Annotated in this window: 10 protein-coding genes; 6 read left to right on the forward strand and 4 right to left on the reverse strand. The window is 29.3% G+C overall.

Features of this window, described 5'->3' with window-relative positions:
* Nucleotides 1-983 precede the first annotated feature (983 nt).
* On the forward strand, nucleotides 984-1,628 hold the full coding sequence (gene lipB, locus DRF75_RS04060) for a lipoyl(octanoyl) transferase LipB (RefSeq protein ID WP_045171262.1): 645 nt from the start codon (nucleotides 984-986) through the stop codon (nucleotides 1,626-1,628).
* Between the two features lie 743 nt (nucleotides 1,629-2,371).
* Here lipB and DRF75_RS04065 read toward each other — a convergent pair.
* Complete coding sequence (locus DRF75_RS04065; RefSeq protein ID WP_129992709.1) at nucleotides 2,372-3,715, reverse strand: dihydroorotase; 1,344 nt, start codon at nucleotides 3,713-3,715, stop codon at nucleotides 2,372-2,374.
* A 329-nt stretch (nucleotides 3,716-4,044) separates the two neighbouring features.
* Nucleotides 4,045-4,689: a phosphopantothenoylcysteine decarboxylase domain-containing protein gene (locus DRF75_RS04070; protein WP_129992710.1), complete on the reverse strand. Its 645-nt coding sequence runs from the start codon at nucleotides 4,687-4,689 to the stop codon at nucleotides 4,045-4,047.
* A gap of 287 nt (nucleotides 4,690-4,976) precedes the next feature.
* Between DRF75_RS04070 and fumC the strand changes: the two genes are divergently transcribed.
* Complete coding sequence (gene fumC, locus DRF75_RS04075; RefSeq protein WP_045171258.1) at nucleotides 4,977-6,362, forward strand: class II fumarate hydratase; 1,386 nt, start codon at nucleotides 4,977-4,979, stop codon at nucleotides 6,360-6,362.
* A gap of 95 nt (nucleotides 6,363-6,457) precedes the next feature.
* Nucleotides 6,458-6,772: an adhesin EplA gene (gene eplA / locus DRF75_RS04080; RefSeq protein WP_045171257.1), complete on the forward strand. Its 315-nt coding sequence runs from the start codon at nucleotides 6,458-6,460 to the stop codon at nucleotides 6,770-6,772.
* A 1,098-nt stretch (nucleotides 6,773-7,870) separates the two neighbouring features.
* Here the strand turns inward: eplA and carB are convergent.
* Nucleotides 7,871-11,101 (reverse strand): carbamoyl-phosphate synthase large subunit, encoded by a 3,231-nt coding sequence (carB, locus tag DRF75_RS04085; protein ID WP_045171256.1) that lies wholly within the window; start codon nucleotides 11,099-11,101, stop codon nucleotides 7,871-7,873.
* Between the two features lie 796 nt (nucleotides 11,102-11,897).
* Here carB and DRF75_RS04090 point away from each other — a divergent pair.
* Nucleotides 11,898-12,977 (forward strand): hypothetical protein, encoded by a 1,080-nt coding sequence (locus DRF75_RS04090; protein ID WP_129992711.1) that lies wholly within the window; start codon nucleotides 11,898-11,900, stop codon nucleotides 12,975-12,977.
* Nucleotides 12,978-14,211: 1,234 nt separating this feature from the next.
* Here the strand turns inward: DRF75_RS04090 and folP are convergent.
* Entirely contained in the window at nucleotides 14,212-15,054 is an 843-nt protein-coding gene (folP, locus tag DRF75_RS04095) for a dihydropteroate synthase (protein WP_129992712.1), read from the reverse strand.
* Nucleotides 15,055-15,445: 391 nt separating this feature from the next.
* Here folP and DRF75_RS04105 point away from each other — a divergent pair, with 391 nt between their 5' ends.
* Nucleotides 15,446-17,194 (forward strand): type I secretion system permease/ATPase, encoded by a 1,749-nt coding sequence (locus tag DRF75_RS04105; protein WP_045171265.1) that lies wholly within the window; start codon nucleotides 15,446-15,448, stop codon nucleotides 17,192-17,194.
* 1,603 nt (nucleotides 17,195-18,797) lie between these two features.
* Entirely contained in the window at nucleotides 18,798-19,772 is a 975-nt protein-coding gene (locus DRF75_RS04110) for a quinone oxidoreductase family protein (RefSeq protein WP_045171253.1), read from the forward strand.
* The last annotated feature ends 328 nt before the right edge of the window (nucleotides 19,773-20,100 follow it).

A 20,100-nucleotide genomic window follows, 5' to 3' on the forward strand; every position in this document is an offset into this window, starting at 1 on the left:
GTGAATTTTAATTTGTAGTGTTTATGTTGATTAATAATTGTGGATAGTAATGATGTAACTATCTAGTGCTTAACTCAGGATATGGTGAGATGTTAGTTTTTATGTAAAATTGGTACTGTAATATTGTAGAGAATTAGTAGTGTTAGATGGATTTTAATTTGTAGTGTTTATGTTGATTAATCATTGTGGATAGTAATGATGTAACTATTTAGTATTTAACTTGGGATTTTGTATACTATGTTTATGTGTTATGAAGTTAAGAACATTGAATTCTATAAAACTTGAAGTAGTTTGTATATATCAAGTAAATTCTTCGTATGTGTTAAAGTGAAATTATCTGGCTTCTGATATCAAGTTTGTTTTAGATATGATAAATCTTATAGTAGTATTAGCTGAGTATAATCTTTCTTGATTTTGAGTTTGTATTATAGAAATCTATTTGGTTTTATAAAGCTTATTATAATATGCTAGATTTTGTAATGTTGATAGCATTGATAAACTGTAACTTAAGAAAATTTGGCATTACTAACAGAGGAACTGCAATTGTGTTACAGTGAAATTATTTGATTTTGTAAGCTTTATTGCATTAAGTATTATAGGATTTATATATAGAATTTTCAGTTTTATGAAAATGTGGTAAAATACCTGCTTTTTAATGTACAGCTGATGTTGTGTTTTTTATACTCTATTAATCTTGTTAAACTAACTTGGATTTAGTGGTTTATTTTTATTCTTACTTATCTTTATTTATGTATCGTGTGAGATCTGTATTTGTGTGATACGTTTTGAAGCTTTTGTGTATGTTATTTTTATTCATTTGTGTTCGTTTTGGATAGTACTTTGTTTGTGAAATTTTATTAGGTTTTTAAAATGTGTATTGTGCACCTGAGTTAATTTTAGTATGTATTTTTATTTTCTTATGTAAATTTATAATTTTTTTTGTTATTAGCGTACAATACTGTAATAACTTTTAATGTATAAGTATGTCATGTAATTTAGTAGAGTGGAAAATAGAATCTTCTCCAATAGATTATCAGGAAGCAGTATACTTTATGCAATGGAAAGTAGATGGTATTTCTGATGGATTACAAAAAGAATTAGTATGGTTACTTGAGCATCCTCCATTATATACTGCTGGTACTGGAGCTAAAGTTGAGGATTTATTAGCTAGTGATTTGTTACCTGTATATTCTACGAATAGGGGTGGTAAATATACTTATCATGGTCCTGGACAGAGAATTGCTTATGTTATGTTGGATTTAAAAAACAGGAACAAGTGTAATGTTAGACTGTATGTTAAAACTTTAGGTGATTGGATTATTAACACTTTAAGTCATTTTTCAATAAAATCATATTTTAATCCTGACTTAATAGGAGTCTGGGTAACTCATAATGGCACTGAAAAAAAAATTGCTGCATTTGGAATTAGAATAAGGAAATGGATCACTTATCATGGAGTATCTATTAATATTTATACAAATCTTTCACATTATTTGGGTATAGTACCATGTGGTATAAAGAAATATGGAGTTACCTCTTTTGAGCAATTAGGAATTAATATTTCATATGAAGAGTTTGATATTGTACTAAAGGAAAAGTTTAATGAAGTTTTTGGTTCTTTTAATTAGGAAAAGCTGAATGAGGAATATTTAATGCTGATTTATAAAGTGTTCTGTAAAACTCTGTAAATTGTGTTGCATAATATAAAATAAGGTAATTCGTATTTATGATGGTATTGTGACACTTTGTAAGTTAGTTGGTATTATTGAGAATTATAAATTTATTGCTGCTATATATAGACTTTTATTATATGTGTAAAACTTTGTTGAGTTCCTATGTATACCAACGCATGTTAAATAATATAGTACTTATTTTCATTTATGTGATATAGGTAGTTTTTTAGAGATTGTAGTGCTCATATTTTACATATAGATTAGATTGTAGTTGTATGAAACAATAATATAAAATCTTGTCAGTTATATATATTAGTATGAATACAGGTATGTAGATTATATAATACTTTAATATTGATCATTGATATGAGTGACTAGATGTTATAGTGCTAAATTTAAAATATAAATTATACTATTGGTGATATAAGAAAGGACTGTAAACTTTAATGAGTCCTATGTGTACAAACAGTTTTATTGGAACTATAGTTATATGGTTTTAAGTAGACTGCAGTTTTGTGTAAGAATGCTGTATATTGTATTAGTACGAATGCTAAGAGGATGAGACGTGTTTAATTTTTTGTAATATAATACTAGATGCTGTAGCTTTAGACTTTGTATATAAATAGACTAAACATTATAGACAAAAATACTGTAAGGTGTGTCAACCGCTATGTATATTAAGCGGATATTGAAAAAACTTAAATGTTTCTTACTGCTGTATAAATAGTTTTACCTGATACTATAGTTCTTAAAACTTTTCCTTTTACTTTCCTGTTATGAAATGGTGAATTTTTTGATTTGCTCGCAAATTTTAATATGTCAATTGTCCATTCGTGATTTATGTCTAATATTATTAGATCTGCAACGAAACCTTTTTTTATACGTCCCCTTGGTACTTTTATAATATCTGCTGGTTTGTATGTTAAAGTTGCAAGTAGATCTATTAAAGACATAGTACCATTGTGATATAGCTCTAAAGATATTGGTAGCATTGTTTCTAATCCAACCATTCCAAAAGCAGCTGTATCTAATGGTAATTCTTTAGTATTTACTTCATGTGGTGCATGATCTGTTGCTATACAGTCTATTATGCCATTTTTTAATCCTTCTACCATACTGAGGCGATCATTTTCAGTTCTTAGAGGTGGATTGATTTTTGCAAGAGTACCATGTGTTATTACATCTTGTTCAGTTAAAGTTAAATGGTGAGGAGTTACCTCACATGTAACTTTTAATCCTTGGTTTTTTGCTTGTTTTATTATATTTAAAGAATCTTGAGATGAAACGTGTAAAATGTGGTAATGTGCATTTTTAAGGTTTTTCATTAAGGCAATGTCGCGGTTTACTATTGTAGATTCTGAAATATCTGGGATACCTTTTAATCCTAATTCATATGAGACTGTGCCTTCGTTAATGTGGCCATTGTTAGATAAATTTAGATCTTCTGCATGTTGTGCTACTACAGTGTCTAACATGCTAGAGTAGCTTAATGCTTGTCGCATTGTTAAAGAATTCATTACTGGCATGCCGTCGTCAGTAAAACCAACTGCTCCTACTTCTTTTAATAGCGCCATATCGGATAATGAATTATCTGGCTTTGTTATAGAAGCATAAAACTCTATGTTTACATATGCACTTTCTAGTGCTCTCATTTTAATATACTTTGCAGTGATTATGCTACTGATAGTAGGGATAGTGTTAGGTTGACAAACTACAGTGGTTACTCCTCCAGCAGCAGCAGATTTGCTTCCTGTATGTATGGTTTCTTTGTGTTCTTGTCCTGGTTCACGAAAATGTACGTGAATGTCAATTAAACCTGGCATCAATATGTTATTATGACAATCTATTACTTCATCTATAGTGCTTGGTATACCATTACTAAATAAATCTTGACCAAAATCGATGATCTTATCTCCTTTTGTAAGTAATGACCCTGTTATATCTAATTTGGATTCTGGATCAATAATTCTTGCATTAATATATGCAACAGTTAAATCTGCATGCTGACCACTGCCTAACAACTCCCAAGATTGCTTATACATTCTTCAAATGCCTAGAAATAGTAATAAGAAAATAAAAAACTAATACAGCATATATGCAAATAGTTAATTAGTCAATGCTTATGTATATTATATCATAGTTTTTAAATTTACATGGATTACTTAATTGATTGTGTTTATAAGGTCTACATCTGTTATCACTAAATTTTTCAGCAGTTAAGATTTATTGATAAATTTATTTTTTAGATGTAATTTCACTGGAGTTCTATATGAAATACTTAATTTGAAGTCAAGTGTGAATAATTTTTTAGTGCTATAATGTTAGAATTTTGACAAATATAAGGAATAACTTATCAAATTTTATGGTAATTTTACTTGTCCTTATTATTAGCTAAAAAATTGATAATTTGTTCTGTAATTAACTTGCCTATATCTTTTTTAGACATTATAGGAAATTCTTGATAATGATTTTTAGTAATAATTGTGATTTTATTATAATCGTTTCCCATAACTTGTTTGTTATTAATGATTGTTGTATTGCTTATAATCCAATCACATTGTTTTTTTATTAGTTTAACTTTTGAATTTTCTATTGCATTTTCTGACTCTAATGAAAATCCAATTACTAGTTTTGGTCTTTTTGCGTGAGTGCTTATGATATGGATGATATCTGGATTGTGAGTGATTTTAATGTTTGTAATTTCATATTTTTTTATTTTTTTAGCAGAGTATATAGGACACCAATCAGTTACTGCTGCTGTGAAAATTGCAATATCTACTGGTAATAGTTCTATGCAAGTTTGTAGCATTTCATTGCAGTTTTTTACGTAGAATATATTTGGTATGTTGTGATTGTGAATAGTAACTGGGCCAGATACTAAATTAACATTCCATCCTATTTTATTCATGTATTCAGCAATTGCATACCCTTGTTTACCAGATGAACTGTTAGTAATATACCTTACAGGATCAATAAATTCTTGGGTTGGTCCAGCTGTTATTAAAACATTAACCATAGAATACTGAAATGTCCAAATGTCAATTATAGTACAAAATTGTAAGAATTTACAATAATTTATTAAGCAATTACATGTACTTGTTTAATAAAGTGAAGTGTTGATAATGTGTGTTATAACATTATTGCGCTTTTATTATGCAGGAAGCATTATCTAATAGAGTCCTAGAGTGTTGAAATATTGGAATATTTGTTTGTTTATGAAATGATAGGTAATTATATAGTCTTAGTAGACATAGATGCAAAACTCTATTATAAATTAGTCAATAAATAAAGGAATAGAAGTTTATGAGGAAAGAAAGGGATAGTTTAGGTGAAATAGAAGTTCCTGCATGTCATTATTGGGGTGCACAAACACAACGTTCTATTAATAACTTTAAAATTGGATCAGAAAAGATGCCTCAACCTTTGATAAAGGCGTTAGGGCTTATTAAGTTGGCAGCAGCTCGTGTTAATATGAAGAATGGTGATATTAATGAAGTGATAGGTAGTGCAATTTGTGATGCTGCAAATGAAGTTGTGAATGGTAAGCTTAATGATGAATTTCCTTTGGTGATTTGGCAGACTGGTTCTGGTACTCAAACTAATATGAATGTTAATGAAGTGATAGCCAATCGTGCAATTGAAATGTTGGGTGGAGAAAAAGGTAGTAAATGTCCTGTACATCCAAATGATCATGTTAATTATTCTCAATCTTCCAATGATACTTTTCCGACAGCAATGCATATTGCAGCTGTTGTTGAAACTGAAAATTCTTTATTGCCAAGTTTGAAGAATTTGTATGAGGCTCTTCATAGTAAGTCTATAGCATTTCAAAATATTGTTAAAGTGGGACGTACTCATCTTCAAGATGCTACTCCGTTAACTTTGGGTCAGGTATTTTCTGGATATGCATACCAAATTCTACAGGGTATGAATAGAATAAAGTCTGCATTGGGTAATTTGCTTGAGTTAGCTCAAGGTGGTACTGCTGTAGGTACAGGTATCAATTCTAGAAAACAATTTGATATTCATTTTGCGAGTGAAATTAAAAAATTGACTGGTTTTAATTTTGTATCTTCTATTAACAAATTTGAAGCGTTAGCTACGCACGATGCATTAGTTGAATTTAGTGGTGTATTGAATGTTATTGCTGTAAGTTTGATGAAAATAGCGAATGATATTAGGTTGCTTGGTTCAGGACCAAGATGTGGAATAGGGGAGATTATATTACCTGCTAATGAACCTGGCTCTTCTATAATGCCAGGTAAGGTAAATCCAACTCAATGTGAAGCTATGACTATGGTATGTGCTCAGGTTATGGGTAATCATACTACTGTGACTGTTGCAGGATCAAATGGTCATTTTGAATTGAATGTGTTTAAACCTGTCATTATTTATAACGTTTTACAATCTATTAAATTATTATCTGACGTTAGTATTAATTTTTCACAAAAATGTGTTCAAGGCATTAAAGCTGATACAAAGCGTATTTCATTTTTGTTAAATCAGTCTTTGATGTTAGTCACTGCATTGAATAAACATATAGGTTATGATAATGCAGCAAAAATTTCAAAAACTGCTTTTGAGGAGGGAATAACACTAAAAGATGCTGCAATAAAACTTAACTTGATAAGTGAAGAAGAATTTGATAGAATTGTTAACCCCGAAAACATGATACATCCTACAAATTAAAGATTGTTTTTATTGTGCGTTTCATAACTAACAATATTGACAGTTAACACGTTTTACTATAATATAAAAATTGTTATATTATAGAAGTGTATTTTATGGCAGACGATGATTACAAAGGTGTTATACAGCAGTATATAAATACTGTAAAAGAAATTGTAGGTGATAGTAAAACTTTTGATCAAATGTTTGAGTCGGTTGTAAAGATTCAAGAAAGGGTAATGGCAGCAAATGCGCAAAATAATGAAAGTAGTGTAATTGATGGTGGGGATCAGGTAAAGCGTATAGGGTCTTCTGCTTCTGATTCTGTTAGCAGTGATCAATATAAAGAATTGATGGAAGAAATAAAAGTAATCAAGAAACGTATTTTAAGATTGGAGCGTAAGATATTAAAACCTAAGGAAGAAGCATAAAATAAGAAAGTTGAATTTGTACGTATTTTAAAACTATAATTTGTGTTGGTTTACATGCTCTTTATATAGTCCATAATATTTTTACTTTGTGTTTACCTTTGCATTAAGGTAAGAGTTCTTGTTGTTGTATGTGTAAGTTTTTACAGGTGTGTGTTATATAATTAATTTTTATTAGCTTTTCTGCTGGTACTTATTATAAAGAAAGTGCTATCTTTGTTTGTGTTGAGTCATCAGATGAATATACTTACTTATTTTGAGTTTTATATCTAATGGTTTGTTTTGTTAAGCTTATAATATTATGTTCTGTTATTTATGTAGTTTGATATAAGCCTTTGGTATGCTTAGTTTTATCTATGTGCTGTTCTAGAGATCTGTAAGTAAAGTTTTGTAGTAGCTTTTTTTTGTTATACTATGTTATGTCCATTGTAGTGCTAGTAGAAAAGCTGTAGTTTACTCTATTTGATTTTCAATCAAATTTCCTTACTTATTTAAGTTTTATATCTAATAATCTATTTGTTAACTTTAGAAACTAGTATTCTGTTGTTTGTATAACTTTGGTTAATGCGAGCTTTTGGTAGGAACTTATGCTTAATTTTTATATGGGTACTTCTCTACAAGCGTAATGTTGATGAAAAGGTTATGACTATCTGTTGTGTTTTTTCAATTAAGTATTTATTATTTGTCTTAATAGTAATGTTTATGTGGTATATACCTATAGAAATCAACGTATACTTGCTGCTAGTATGATAACGTGCTTTATCGTAACTATAAGGTGGAGTGGTGATTAAATGTTCTAGCAATGCAGAGGGCCTTGTAATTAGTGTCAATGAACTAAGTGCTGTTAGTTTAATATGACTTGTTATTTTTTATAATTAGTGCTGAAATTGCAATATTGGTGATGTTTATATGGTTGTTCATTAAAAATGTATACTTCTCTGCTAGGTACTATAATAACATGCTTTCCCAAACACTACAAAGTAGAATGGTGATATAAATATTATAAACAGAAGGTATTGTAGTTAGTGTCAACAAGCTAGGTGTTGTTATAGTCAATACTGAATATTTAATTTGGATTTTATTAGCAATGAATAATGTATGTCATCCCTTTGTGTATTCTTGCATGGATTCTACTTGTATACCTTGCTTCTTTAATGTTTTGATTGCTGATGCTAAAGCTTTTGCTCCTGGTATTGTAGTACTGTAAGGAATTTTTTTGACAAGTGCAGTTTTTCTTATACTGCTACTTTCTGAAAATGACTTTATACCTTCTGAAGTATTGATTACTAGGTTTATTTTATCATCTTGTAGTAGATCTAATATATGTGGCCTGCCTTCTCTTACTTTATTTACCTGTTGTGTGGTAATTCCTGCTTCATTTAAATATGTAGATGTACCTTTAGTTGAAAATATAGTAAAGCCAGTATCTTTTAATGTTTGTGCTGTTTTCACTATGAGTGGTTTATCTGAATTTTTAACAGATATGAAAGCTGTTCCTTGAGTTGGTAATTCATATCCAGCAGCCATTTGTGCTTTTGCAAATGCTATTTCAAATGATTGATCAATCCCCATTACTTCGCCTGTAGATTTCATTTCAGGTCCTAGTAGAACATCTATATTGTGGAACCTTGAGAAAGAAAATACTGCTTCTTTTACAGCGATATAATTGAGCTTTCTCTCTGGAAGTGTTGGAAGCTTTTCCCCTAATAATATTTTTGTTGCAATTTTTGCTATTGGAATACCTGTAGCTTTTGCAATAAAAGGTACAGTTCTACTTGCTCGTGGATTGACTTCTAGTATATAGATCTCTCCATCTTGTATTGCATATTGTATGTTAATAAATCCTATGACTTGTAATGCAAGTGCTATTTTCTTTGTATGTTCTGCTATTGTATTTGTTATTTCTGATGTTAGAGTATATACAGGTAAAGAGCATGCTGAATCACCTGAATGTATACCGGCTTCCTCTATATGTTCCATTATTCCTGCTATGTAGACACTTTCTCCATCACAAATAGCATCTACATCTACTTCAACTGCATTAGTTAGAAATTGATCTAACAACAATGATCCATTATCAAATATGTTTTTATGTGTAGTTAAGTAATTCGATAGAGCATCACTGTCACGAATGATTGACATTGACTGCCCTCCTAGTACGTATGATGGCCTTGCTAGTATTGGGAATACTAGGCTTTTTACACATTCATGCACTTCATTTATTGATTTACAAGTTACGTTAGGAGGTTGTTTTAAATTTAATTGTGTAAGTAATTGTTGAAATTTCATACGATTCTCGGCTAGATCTATTGAATTAAAAGATGTTCCAAGAATACGGATGTTTTTTTCTTGTAGTACTTTTGCAAGCTTTAATGGTGTTTGTCCACCAAATTGTACTATTACTCCAAGTAGAGAGTTTGTCTCTTGTTCCTTGGATATAATATCTAACACACTTTCTCTAGTTAAGGGAGAGAAATATAGCTTATCTGAAATATCGTAATCTGTTGATACAGTTTCTGGATTGCAATTTATCATTATGGCTTCATATCCCATTTGTCTAATAGTATGTGCTGCATGTACACATGTGTAGTCGAATTCTATACCTTGTCCAATGCGGTTAGGACCACTTCCTAAAATTATTACTTTTTTATTGTTTGTTACAACAGATTCACATTCAGGAGGATTGATAGTATCACCTTCATAACAGCTATACATATAAGATGCGTTAGTTTTAAACTCTCCTGCACAAGTATCTATATGTTTATATACTGGGTTTATAAGTAAGGATCTTCTTAGATTTTCTACGTATTCTATAGTGTTATTACTCAAATATGCTAACCTTGCATCAGAAAATCCCATTTTTTTTAACAATAATAACTCATCTGCTTCCTTAGGTAATCCGTGATTTTTTATTTTTTGTTCACATTGTATAATGTTTTTTATTTGTGTTAAAAACCAAGGATCATAGCCAGTAATTTTATTGATTTCTTCTATGCTAATGTTATACCTTAATGCGTCTGCAATGATGAATATTCTATCTGGAGATAATTTTACAAGAGCATTGTACAACTGGTCTTTTTCTATATTTTTATCAAAATATTCATCTAATCCAGAATATCCAGCTTCTAAAGAACATAGTGCTTTTTGTAATGATTCTGGGAAAGATCTGCCAATTGCCATTACTTCTCCTACAGATTTCATAGAAGTTGATAGTTCTTTTTCTGCTCCTCGAAATTTATCGAAATTGAATCTTGGTATTTTTGTAACTATATAATCTATACTTGGTTCAAATGATGCAGGGATTGCTTTTGTGCAGTCATTTTGTATTTCATCTAAGGAATATCCAATAGCCAATTTTGCAGCTACTTTAGCTATAGGGTAACCTGTTGCTTTTGATGCTAGTGCTGATGATCTAGAAACTCTTGGATTCATTTCTATAACTAGTAAATCTTCATCATTTTTTGGATTGACTGCAAATTGTACGTTTGATCCACCAGTATCTACTCCTATTTCTCTAAGTATGGAAAATGATATATCACGCATTTTTTGATATTCTGTATCCCTTAAAGTCAGTGCTGGTGCTACTGTAATGCTATCTCCGGTATGAACTCCCATTGGATCAAGATTTTCTATAGAGCAAACTACAATACAGTTGTCTTTATTATCACGCATGACTTCCATTTCAAATTCCTTCCACCCAATAATGGATTCATCTACTTGTACTTCAGATATTGGAGAAATGCTTAGTCCGTAAATTACGTTTTTTTGAAATTCTTCTTTATTGTAAGATATACCTCCACCGATACCGCCTAGTGTAAATGATGGTCTAATAATTGCTGGCAATCCTATATATTCTAATGCGTGTCCTATTTCTTCTACACTTCTTATAATAATACTTTTTGGGTATTTTACTCCTATTTTATCCATTGCTTGACGGAATAAATTTCTGTCTTCTGCTTTTTGTATTGCTTCTTTTGTTGCACCTATTAGTTTTACATTGTATTTTTCTAGAATTCCTTGCTCACATAACTTAATTGTAGCATTTAAAGCAGTTTGTCCGCCTACTGTAGGTAATATAGCACTTGGTTTTTCTTTGATCATTATTTTTTCAATGATACTTGGTATAATTGGTTCGATGTATGTAGAGTGAGCTATTTCTGGATCAGTCATTATTGTTGCAGGATTTGAGTTAATGAGGATAATTCGATATCCTTCTTGCTTTAGAATTTTGCAAGCTTGAGTGCCTGAATAGTCAAACTCGCATGCTTGTCCTATGACAATAGGACCTGCTCCAATAACTAATATTGATTCTATATCTGTACGTTTTGGCATGATGTATATAAAGAGTTTAGTTACTAATACTATAACTATTAATACTTTATCTTCAAAATAAAAAAAGTAAAAACTAACGCTTATTAAAGGGTTAAAAACATTTTTATGTAATGTTAGGGATGCTTGTTTGTTGATTTGTGTTTACTCTTACAACTTTTTACATTTGTGGTAGTGTGGCGTTGTTGAAAGCTCAGTAATACAAAAATCTGCTATATTATGTTTAGCATTTACTTGTTTATAGAGGGTTATTACTAAATAGGCAGTGTTTATTGATAAGAGGGATGAATTTTGTTGTGGCAGTTTAATTAACGGTGATATTGTAGTGAGTAATAATATTTTATATAAATGAGTCTTTCAATAATACACATGGCTTTACAATTAAAATTGTGATGATGTGTATTGCTGATGGTTATTGTGTTTTATTGCAGCATTTAGTTTACAGTAATGTGTAGAGAGTAGTAGTGTTTGGTGTACAAATAATTTTATATATAAATCTTTTAAAAATAAAAATAAATTTATTCATTATATAAATTTTATTTTTAACCTACTTTGATCTTTGAATATTTTCTGTGATATTCTGATTATTTTTACATTTTTTAAAATTGCACTGAGTATTATTTTGAATTTCTGCGTTATTAATGTGAGACAGTTATATTGGAAAATTATTAAAAATAATCAAGAAATAATAAAACTCAGTTATTTTTTTAATCTATATTAAATATTATTTTACAAGTTTAAGTTGTATAGTATAAAAATTACTATATTATATTAATTTACTAATAAATTCAGGTGTAATATGACTGTCATAATAAAGATTGGAATTAAAAATCTTATCGATAGTACTATGGAAATAATTTCAGAAAGATTTGCAGTATATGCAAAGAATGAAGTAGTAAAGACCAGTTTGCAATCTTATATTGATATTATAAGACTAAAGGAGAAAAAACTACAATATTATAGCGGTAAGGAAGCTAAAGGACATGTAGTTTCTGATGATCAATTTTATCAAATGGAAAGTACAATAAGAGCAATTCTTGTGAAGATATTTGAAATTGAGATTTTAGAGAAAAAAACAACCATACCTACAGAAAAAATGTCAGCTTATAGAGAAGCTGTTAGTGTTTTAGTAAACAAAATAGTAAAATGTAATGCTTATGTTCTTAAAGAAGATGATAGACTTGCTAAAATTGTAGGTAATGCAACTTTAAGGCGCAACACTTATAAGTGTAGGAATCTCGGTGAGCTTGTGTCTAAAAGTAAATTTACTGCTATGGAAAGCTTTGATACTGCATGTTCTAATGTAGAATTAGATCCTAATATAATAAAGCAAATTTTAGAGTTTTGTAGTGTTGATCTTATGATTGGTATTATGGATCTACAGTTAATACAATTTCTTGCTGATATGCGGTACTTCCCTAATCAAAACAGTAATGCATTTGAAAGAACTAAACATAGTTATATAAATCTCATAAAACATATTATGATTTGTAAATCTGCTAGTGCTATTGAACAATATCAATCTAGTAGAGATTCAAAGCAATTGCATTGTTCTTTGTATCTTCAAGATCATATAGAAAAAAATCCAGCTTTATATTTAGTGCTTACTTTGTTTGCAATACAATCTGTGTTTAATATGTGTGGGTTGTTGTTTGTATTAGGACGTATTTATAATATAGTGGATTTCTTTAATAAAGTTGATATGAAAGATGTGTCTGTTAGTGTGTGTGCTATTAATGTAGTTTTATGCACTTTAATTTTTGCATCTATTCTTATTGGAAATAAGTTAAGTAGAAAAAATGATACTATAGTGACAGGTGATATGGTTCTTGATAATCTTAGTGTTGTTGATCAAGTTGATGAAAGCTTGAATTTATAAAGCTTTTTATTACTGACTTTTCAATGTATTACATTGTTGTGATGTGTTTTACTAGTGATATGTACAATAGTTAACTCATTTTATTGGTGATGCATTTGTAAGTATGCATATATTTGATTTTGCCTATAACCAACATAGTGAAATGTTTTAAACTGCATTGTGGTGTTGTGATATGTTGGTTATATGTAACATATATTTCTGTAAGTAATACTATTATAGACTTATTGTTCTCACATCAACACTTTTTTATGTATAGTTACATTTAAAAAGTTCTACTCTTTGAAAGAAAGTGCTATATATATGATCAATGTGCTGTTTTCTTAATTTATGTTTTGAATAGTATAAAGTAAGAATTATGTTAAGACACATTTGGTCTTGTATTACTCTAAGCTTATCAATGTTTTTGTTAGTGATGGCAGGCTATTGTGACTTCTATATATTGCTATATATTCTATCTGACTAATTTCTGTCTCTAGTGATTTTTGAATGAATTTTGTTAACAGTGAGATGATGGTGTTAATGTGTTTTGACAATTTGATATAAAATTATTTATGAATGGTATTATGCTAGATTATAGAAGTATAATTTTAACGTTGCTATTTTTTAATATTGGTGTTGTGTTAGTACATTTATTTTCAATATCTGAGCTTAATTCTCATTTTTAGAGGTTTTTTGCATTTTGTTACCTACGCACTAAAATATTATGACTGTGTGTAGTTTCTATAATTTTTAATAATGTATCTTTTACTGACAATTCTTTTTGCATTTTGAAGTTTCATTACTCACATTATGTTTTTTGTTTACCATATTATACAAATGTCCTCTACTATAATGACTTTTAAATCGATTGAAATGTCTTAGTGGTTTGCCTATAGTAAAATTGTTTTAAAGTAAGCTATGAGTATCATTTAGTTACATATTCTTTTGGTGAGACTTTATGGTAATACTTCTACTTAAGAAAAGTATGTTAAATAGTAGCTACATCTTTCAAAGTGTTATTTTGATAAAGTCTATATTAATGCAACAATGCATTATAAAGAATTTATTTGCTGAATTATTAAGAAAAAGCTTAATTTATCAATATCTTGAATTTATTTTTGAGTGATATATTGCTTAGAGTAATTTTCTGTATTTTTTAATATGTGAAATGTTACAGTGTATGAAGTTAGTGTTGTATACTTTGATGAAGTATATACCTTTTTGAAATAGCAAATTAATTATGCGTAGTTTGGGATTATATATTATTTAGGTTAATTTCCTGTAATTTTTTTAATATGTTAAATGCATCATTGTGTATGTGAGTGTTATGTATTCTAATAAAGTCTATACCTTTTTGAAATAGGAAAATTGATACTGCTAATGTTGCATTGTCACGTGTTAAGTCATTTAATTTGCATGAGGTTAAGAAAAATTTTCGTGAATGTCCAACATGTATTCTTTGATTTAGAATCTTTAATCTGTCAATGTTGTTTAATATATACAATGATTGTGTAGCAGTTTTACTAAATCCTATACCTGGATCAATGATGATTCTGTTTTTATTAATGCCTGCGTTTGTTAATTTTTCAATGTACTTTTGTGCCCATGTGATGATTTCATTAATTGGATCACAGTCTTTTGGTATGATATTATTTTTTATTAATGGTATGCCTAAACTGTGCATAATTATTACATCAACGGAACTACTTTGTAATACCTGAAGCATACTGTCATCTGATAGTGCACTGACATCATTTATGTAATCTACATTTAATTCTACAGCTTTCTCAGCAGTTTTTGCATTTCTGGTATCTATGCTAACTTGAACATTGTGATGATGAGCTATTTCTATTATTCGTGGCAGTATATCTTGTAATCTATTCCATTCTTCTGTTTGAGATATTGTATTGTTTCCATGTTGTGTATATAAAAATGTAGGTCTTGTTGATTCACCTCCTACATCTATTATGTCTGCTCCACCATTAATTAGGTGTTCAACTTGTTGTAATGCTTTATCTATACTAAAAAACTTACCTCCGTCTGAAAATGAATCAGGTGTGTAATTTAAAATTCCAACTACTTTTGTATTGTATTTCATGTGTTAATCTTGTTATCTAAAGAATAGTACTATAAGTACCAATGATATAAACTGCAACAACACTCTAATTATCATTATTTTATTTCTGTTTCTAATGTAGAAGTCGTTACTTATAGCCATTAATACTACTCCTGACACTAGTGATATTAAAGTCAGTGAAACGAAACCTAAAATTACTATTAACGATGTTGTGTTACTAGGCATTTTTGTGCAATATAAAGGTACACTGCAATATATCATATAGTATAACTTTATTTCAATTAAAAATTATTTATATGAAAATTTATTAAATGCTAGTATTGTTTACTTAGATGAACATATTGCAGTATGTGTATAATATATTAATTATTTAGAGGGATATGTGGAAGGTGTAAATTTTAACTTTCAGGCAATGCAAGAGCTAAAAAAAAGTGTGCTCTACAATAGCTTAGAAAAGTGTAAAAGTGTCTTTTGGTTCATTTTTTGGTTTAGTTCTGCTATTAATTTGCTGATGTTGTTTTTACCATTATATACTTCCCAAGTTTTAGATAGGGTACTTTCAAGTGGTAGTGTATCTACATTAATAATGTTAAGTGTGATTACAGTTGGGGCTTTTGCTTGTTCTTCTATATTAGAAATTTGTAGATCTTTAGTGATGGCAAGAGTTGGTGATTGGATAGATAAAGTTGTTACTCCTGATCTTATTATGAAATCTATCAGTTTAACTTCAGTAAAGTCATCTACTTCAAGTGGAGAAGTATTGCGTGATCTATCTGTTGTTAAAAGCTTTATTACTGGTTATGGAATATTCTCATTGTTTGATACTCCATGGGCGGTTTTATATCTTGTTGCTATTTTTATGATACATAATGTTACAGGATATATTGCTGTAATAGGTATAGTATTGTTGACTAGTATGGCTATTTGGAATGAATTGGCAACAAAAAAAATATTACAAGAAGCTAGTGAAGAGGGAATACGTAATATCAATGCGATTGATGTTGCAACTCGTAATGCTGAAGTAGTTGAGGCTATGGGAATGGTTAACTATATTGTAGATGATTGGGCTGAAAAAAATGATAGAAATAGGGCTATGCAAATTAAAGCTCAGAATCGTTCTAATTTAATTTCTGGAATTACTAAATTTATTAGGTCAGTACTACAAATATCGGTTATAGGTGTTGGAGCATTTCTTGCTGTTCTTGGTCATAAAACTGCTGGTGGTATTATTGCTTCATCAATCTTGATGGGTAGGGCATTAGCACCATTTGAAGCATTGATTAATACTTGGAAGATGTTAATATCAGCACGTATATCTTATAAGAGGCTACAGATATTGCTTTTGGCTTCACCGAAAAGAGAGCAAACTATGTCTTTACCTGCTCCTGCTGGAAAGGTTGTATTTGATCGTGTTTTCTTTACTCCTTATGGGGGTAATAAGCCAACTCTTAAAGGTGTATCTTTTGCAATAGATGTTGGAGATATTGTTGGTGTTATAGGTCATAGTGCTTCTGGAAAATCTACGATAGCAAAATTATTAGTAGGCGTGTGGAAGCCAATTTCAGGTGTTGTTAGACTTGATGGAGCAGATGTTTATACATGGAACAGAGAAGATTTTGGACGTTATATTGGTTATTTGCCTCAAGATGTTGAGTTATTTAATGCTTCAGTAAAGGTTAATATTGCACGAATGGTACCAGATCCTGATCCAAATAAAGTTGTAAAAGCTGCTCAAATTGCTGGTGTACATGAGTTAATACTTAGTTTGCCAAATGGCTATGATACACTTATTGGTTTTAATGGAATTGTGCTTTCTGGAGGGCAAAAACAAATGCTTGGATTGGCTAGAGCATTTTATGGTGATGTGAAGCTTTTAGTACTTGATGAACCAAATGCTAATTTGGATGGTAAGTCAGAAGCAAGTTTAGTAAATGCTTTACTTTATGCAAGAAAGAATGGTATTACCACTTTTATTATGACTCATAAGATACAATTACTTAATGCTGTTGATAAGGTTATCATTATGAATGATGGTATGGTTAGTGGTATGGGCTCTAGAGATGAAATTTTAAGTAAGATTGTACCTGGTTATAGTCCACCAAATTCTCAGCCTCAACAACAATCTACACCATTAGTACAATCAGAAGATGTAGCAAAATAATAAGAATATGAAATAAATAATACTAGTTTATCGTTTATTTAGTTGTGGGTGTGATAGTAGATATTTTAAAGTGAAATTTAATTTATTATTTTCAAATAAGGTAAGTGTAATATTTACTTAATAATGAAGCTTAGTAGAGAGTTTAAGAACATTCAATACTGAACAGAATATATGAAATAAGTAATTAAATTATTATTTAACTGTTTTGGGAAGCTTGGTAAGTATTTTATATGGAGTTCAATTGTTAGGTTTAAGGTAAATTGTGAAAATTAATACAGTGTTTAGCAGCATTTATTGAAGATGTAGGGTAAATAATTCTAGTTTGTTGTTTAGCTATTAATGTGGTGTGGATATTTATATAGGTGAAATTCAATTCTTAGATTCAAAGCAGGTATAGTATATAATAATTGGTAAAATTAGTACAGTGTTGAGTAAAGTTTACTGGAGTTGTAATTATAATAATATAAATTTTTCAGAAGATAATATAATTCTTTAGTATGAGTTTTCTTGAAATTTATCTACTTTGCTTATATTTGTAGATTAGTTTAATAAAATCAATCATATAGTATTGTTAAATTTGTAGAGTTTTATAGAGGTTTGGAAATTTAGATATAATATTAAACTGATCAATTACTGATCTACTTTGAGATATAGGATTGTATAACATTACTGTTGTTTAGTTTTATGAATATTTGTGATGGATAGTGAGTATTTGTAAGGTAATATATTGATTTGCTAGTATATTAAAAATGTATATCAAGTAGCGTTGCTTCTATGTCATTCTACAAAAATTTGAAATGTATGACTAGTATGTATTGTATAAGATAAGCGTAGATTCTGATACACTTGAAAAGATAAATAAAATAGAGTTGCTTGTTGTGTACTTTTACGAATGTTTGTAAAGGATAGTAAGTATTTATAAGGTAATATATTGATTTATTAGTATATTAAAAATGTATGTAGAGTGGTATTGCTTCTATGTAATGTTACAAATATTTATAAGTATGGGTTAGTGGATATTGTATCAGTAAACATATTATTACTGATAGTTGGAATATAAATCAGTAATGTTTGCTTCGGTTTAGTTTTAGGCAAATTGTAAATATGTATTTTATAGGTATTGTATGAGGTAGATATATTATGACTGATATCATCAGAATGTATATCAGATAGCATTACTTATGTGTGGTGGTGTTTTTATAGAAATTTATAGATATGATCTTTAGTACTTTGTATATTGAATATGACATTGTGTAATGAAATACTATGTATATAGGTTAATATTATAATTTATTGAAGTATTTTTATCATAATGTTTAGTTTATCTATAAAAAAAGGAAAGTCTGTTTATATCATGTGCGTATAACTTTTAATATTTATATAGTCTTTATTTGTGTAATTACTTAAGTAAAAAGTTTTATTACAATATGATTAATTTTGAAAAGTTTGTAGGATTGTGTCTTTATCGTTATGCTCATTTTGTGAATATGTTGCCTAAAGAATAGTACTGTTTGTTATTAATTAATATTGATGTCTTAAATTTAAGGGATATTATTTAGCTATTAGCTAAGTTGTTTTATGTTTTATTGAATTATGTGATATTATGGTAAAAATTATTGTTATTGATAAGACTGGTGGTCCTGAAGTTTTTAAGTATGTTGATCATAATATTGGTGAACCTAAAGATGATGAAGTATTAATACAACATACAGCTATTGGATTAAATCGCTATGACCTTGAATGTCGTAATGGTATGCGTAAAACCAGAAAACTTCCTACTGTTTTAGGGGTTGAAGCAGTGGGTGTTATAGAGAGATTAGGTCAAAATGTTGAAGTATTTAATGTTGGTGATAGAGTTGGTTATTGTACTGTATCTGGAGGTGCTTACTCTGAAAAAAGGATTGTCAATCAAAAGTATTTGGTAAGGATACCTGATGATATTACAGATCAGGTAGCAGCTGCAGTGTTATTTAAAGGCATGACAGCACATTATCTTACTCATATAGTTTATGCTATACGTCCTAAAACTTTTTCTTTAGTACATGGTGCTACAGGTGGTGTAGGGCAAATATTATGTCAGTGGGCTAGTTATAAAGGTTGTAAGGTTATAGGCGTCATTAGTTCTGATGATAGGGCAAATATTGCTTTGCGTTCTGGGTGTTCATATATAGTCAATTGTAATAGTAATAATTTTGTTGAACAAGTGATGGAAATTACTCAAGGTGCTGGTGTTAATGTAGTTTATGATTCTGTTGGTGCATTGACTAGTAAAGAGTCTTTTGCATCTCTTGGAATGTTTGGTATATATGTTTCTTATGGGCAGATATCAGGTTCTGTTTCAAATGTTAGTGCTTCTATGCTAAGTTCTAGATCATTGTTTTTTACTGCTCCTTTAGTATTTCACTATAAACGTTCTAGTTTTGACTTAGCTATGACGTCTATGGAGCTTTTTGAAGTAATAAGAAGAAATCACATAAAGGTTAGTATAAATAAAGTTTATAAATTTGATGATATAGTAACTGCACACCAAGATTTAGAAAATAGGAAACTTACTGGATCTAATATTATTGTATTATAGCTATTTTATTAATTAACAAGTCAATATATTTTTCTTGTTAGTTAGTGCGAAGTGGATTGTTAATCTGTATTTATATATAGTTTTATAATAATGGTTGGTGAGCAATTACAGTTGTTTTTTTAAGCTATATGTTATTGTATAGGTTGTAATGATATAATGTACTGTTAGTACTTTACATAGTTTTATTATTGAAACACATATTTTTTTGTAAGTTAAAATGTCTGTCAACCTACATTTATAAGTATTTTGAATAATGGTCAATAGGTAATTGCAGTGATTGTTTGAACTGTGTGTAATGTTATTGTATAAAGCTGTAATAATGTACTGT

This window comes from Ehrlichia minasensis (assembly GCF_004181775.1).
Lineage (GTDB): Bacteria > Pseudomonadota > Alphaproteobacteria > Rickettsiales > Anaplasmataceae > Ehrlichia > Ehrlichia minasensis.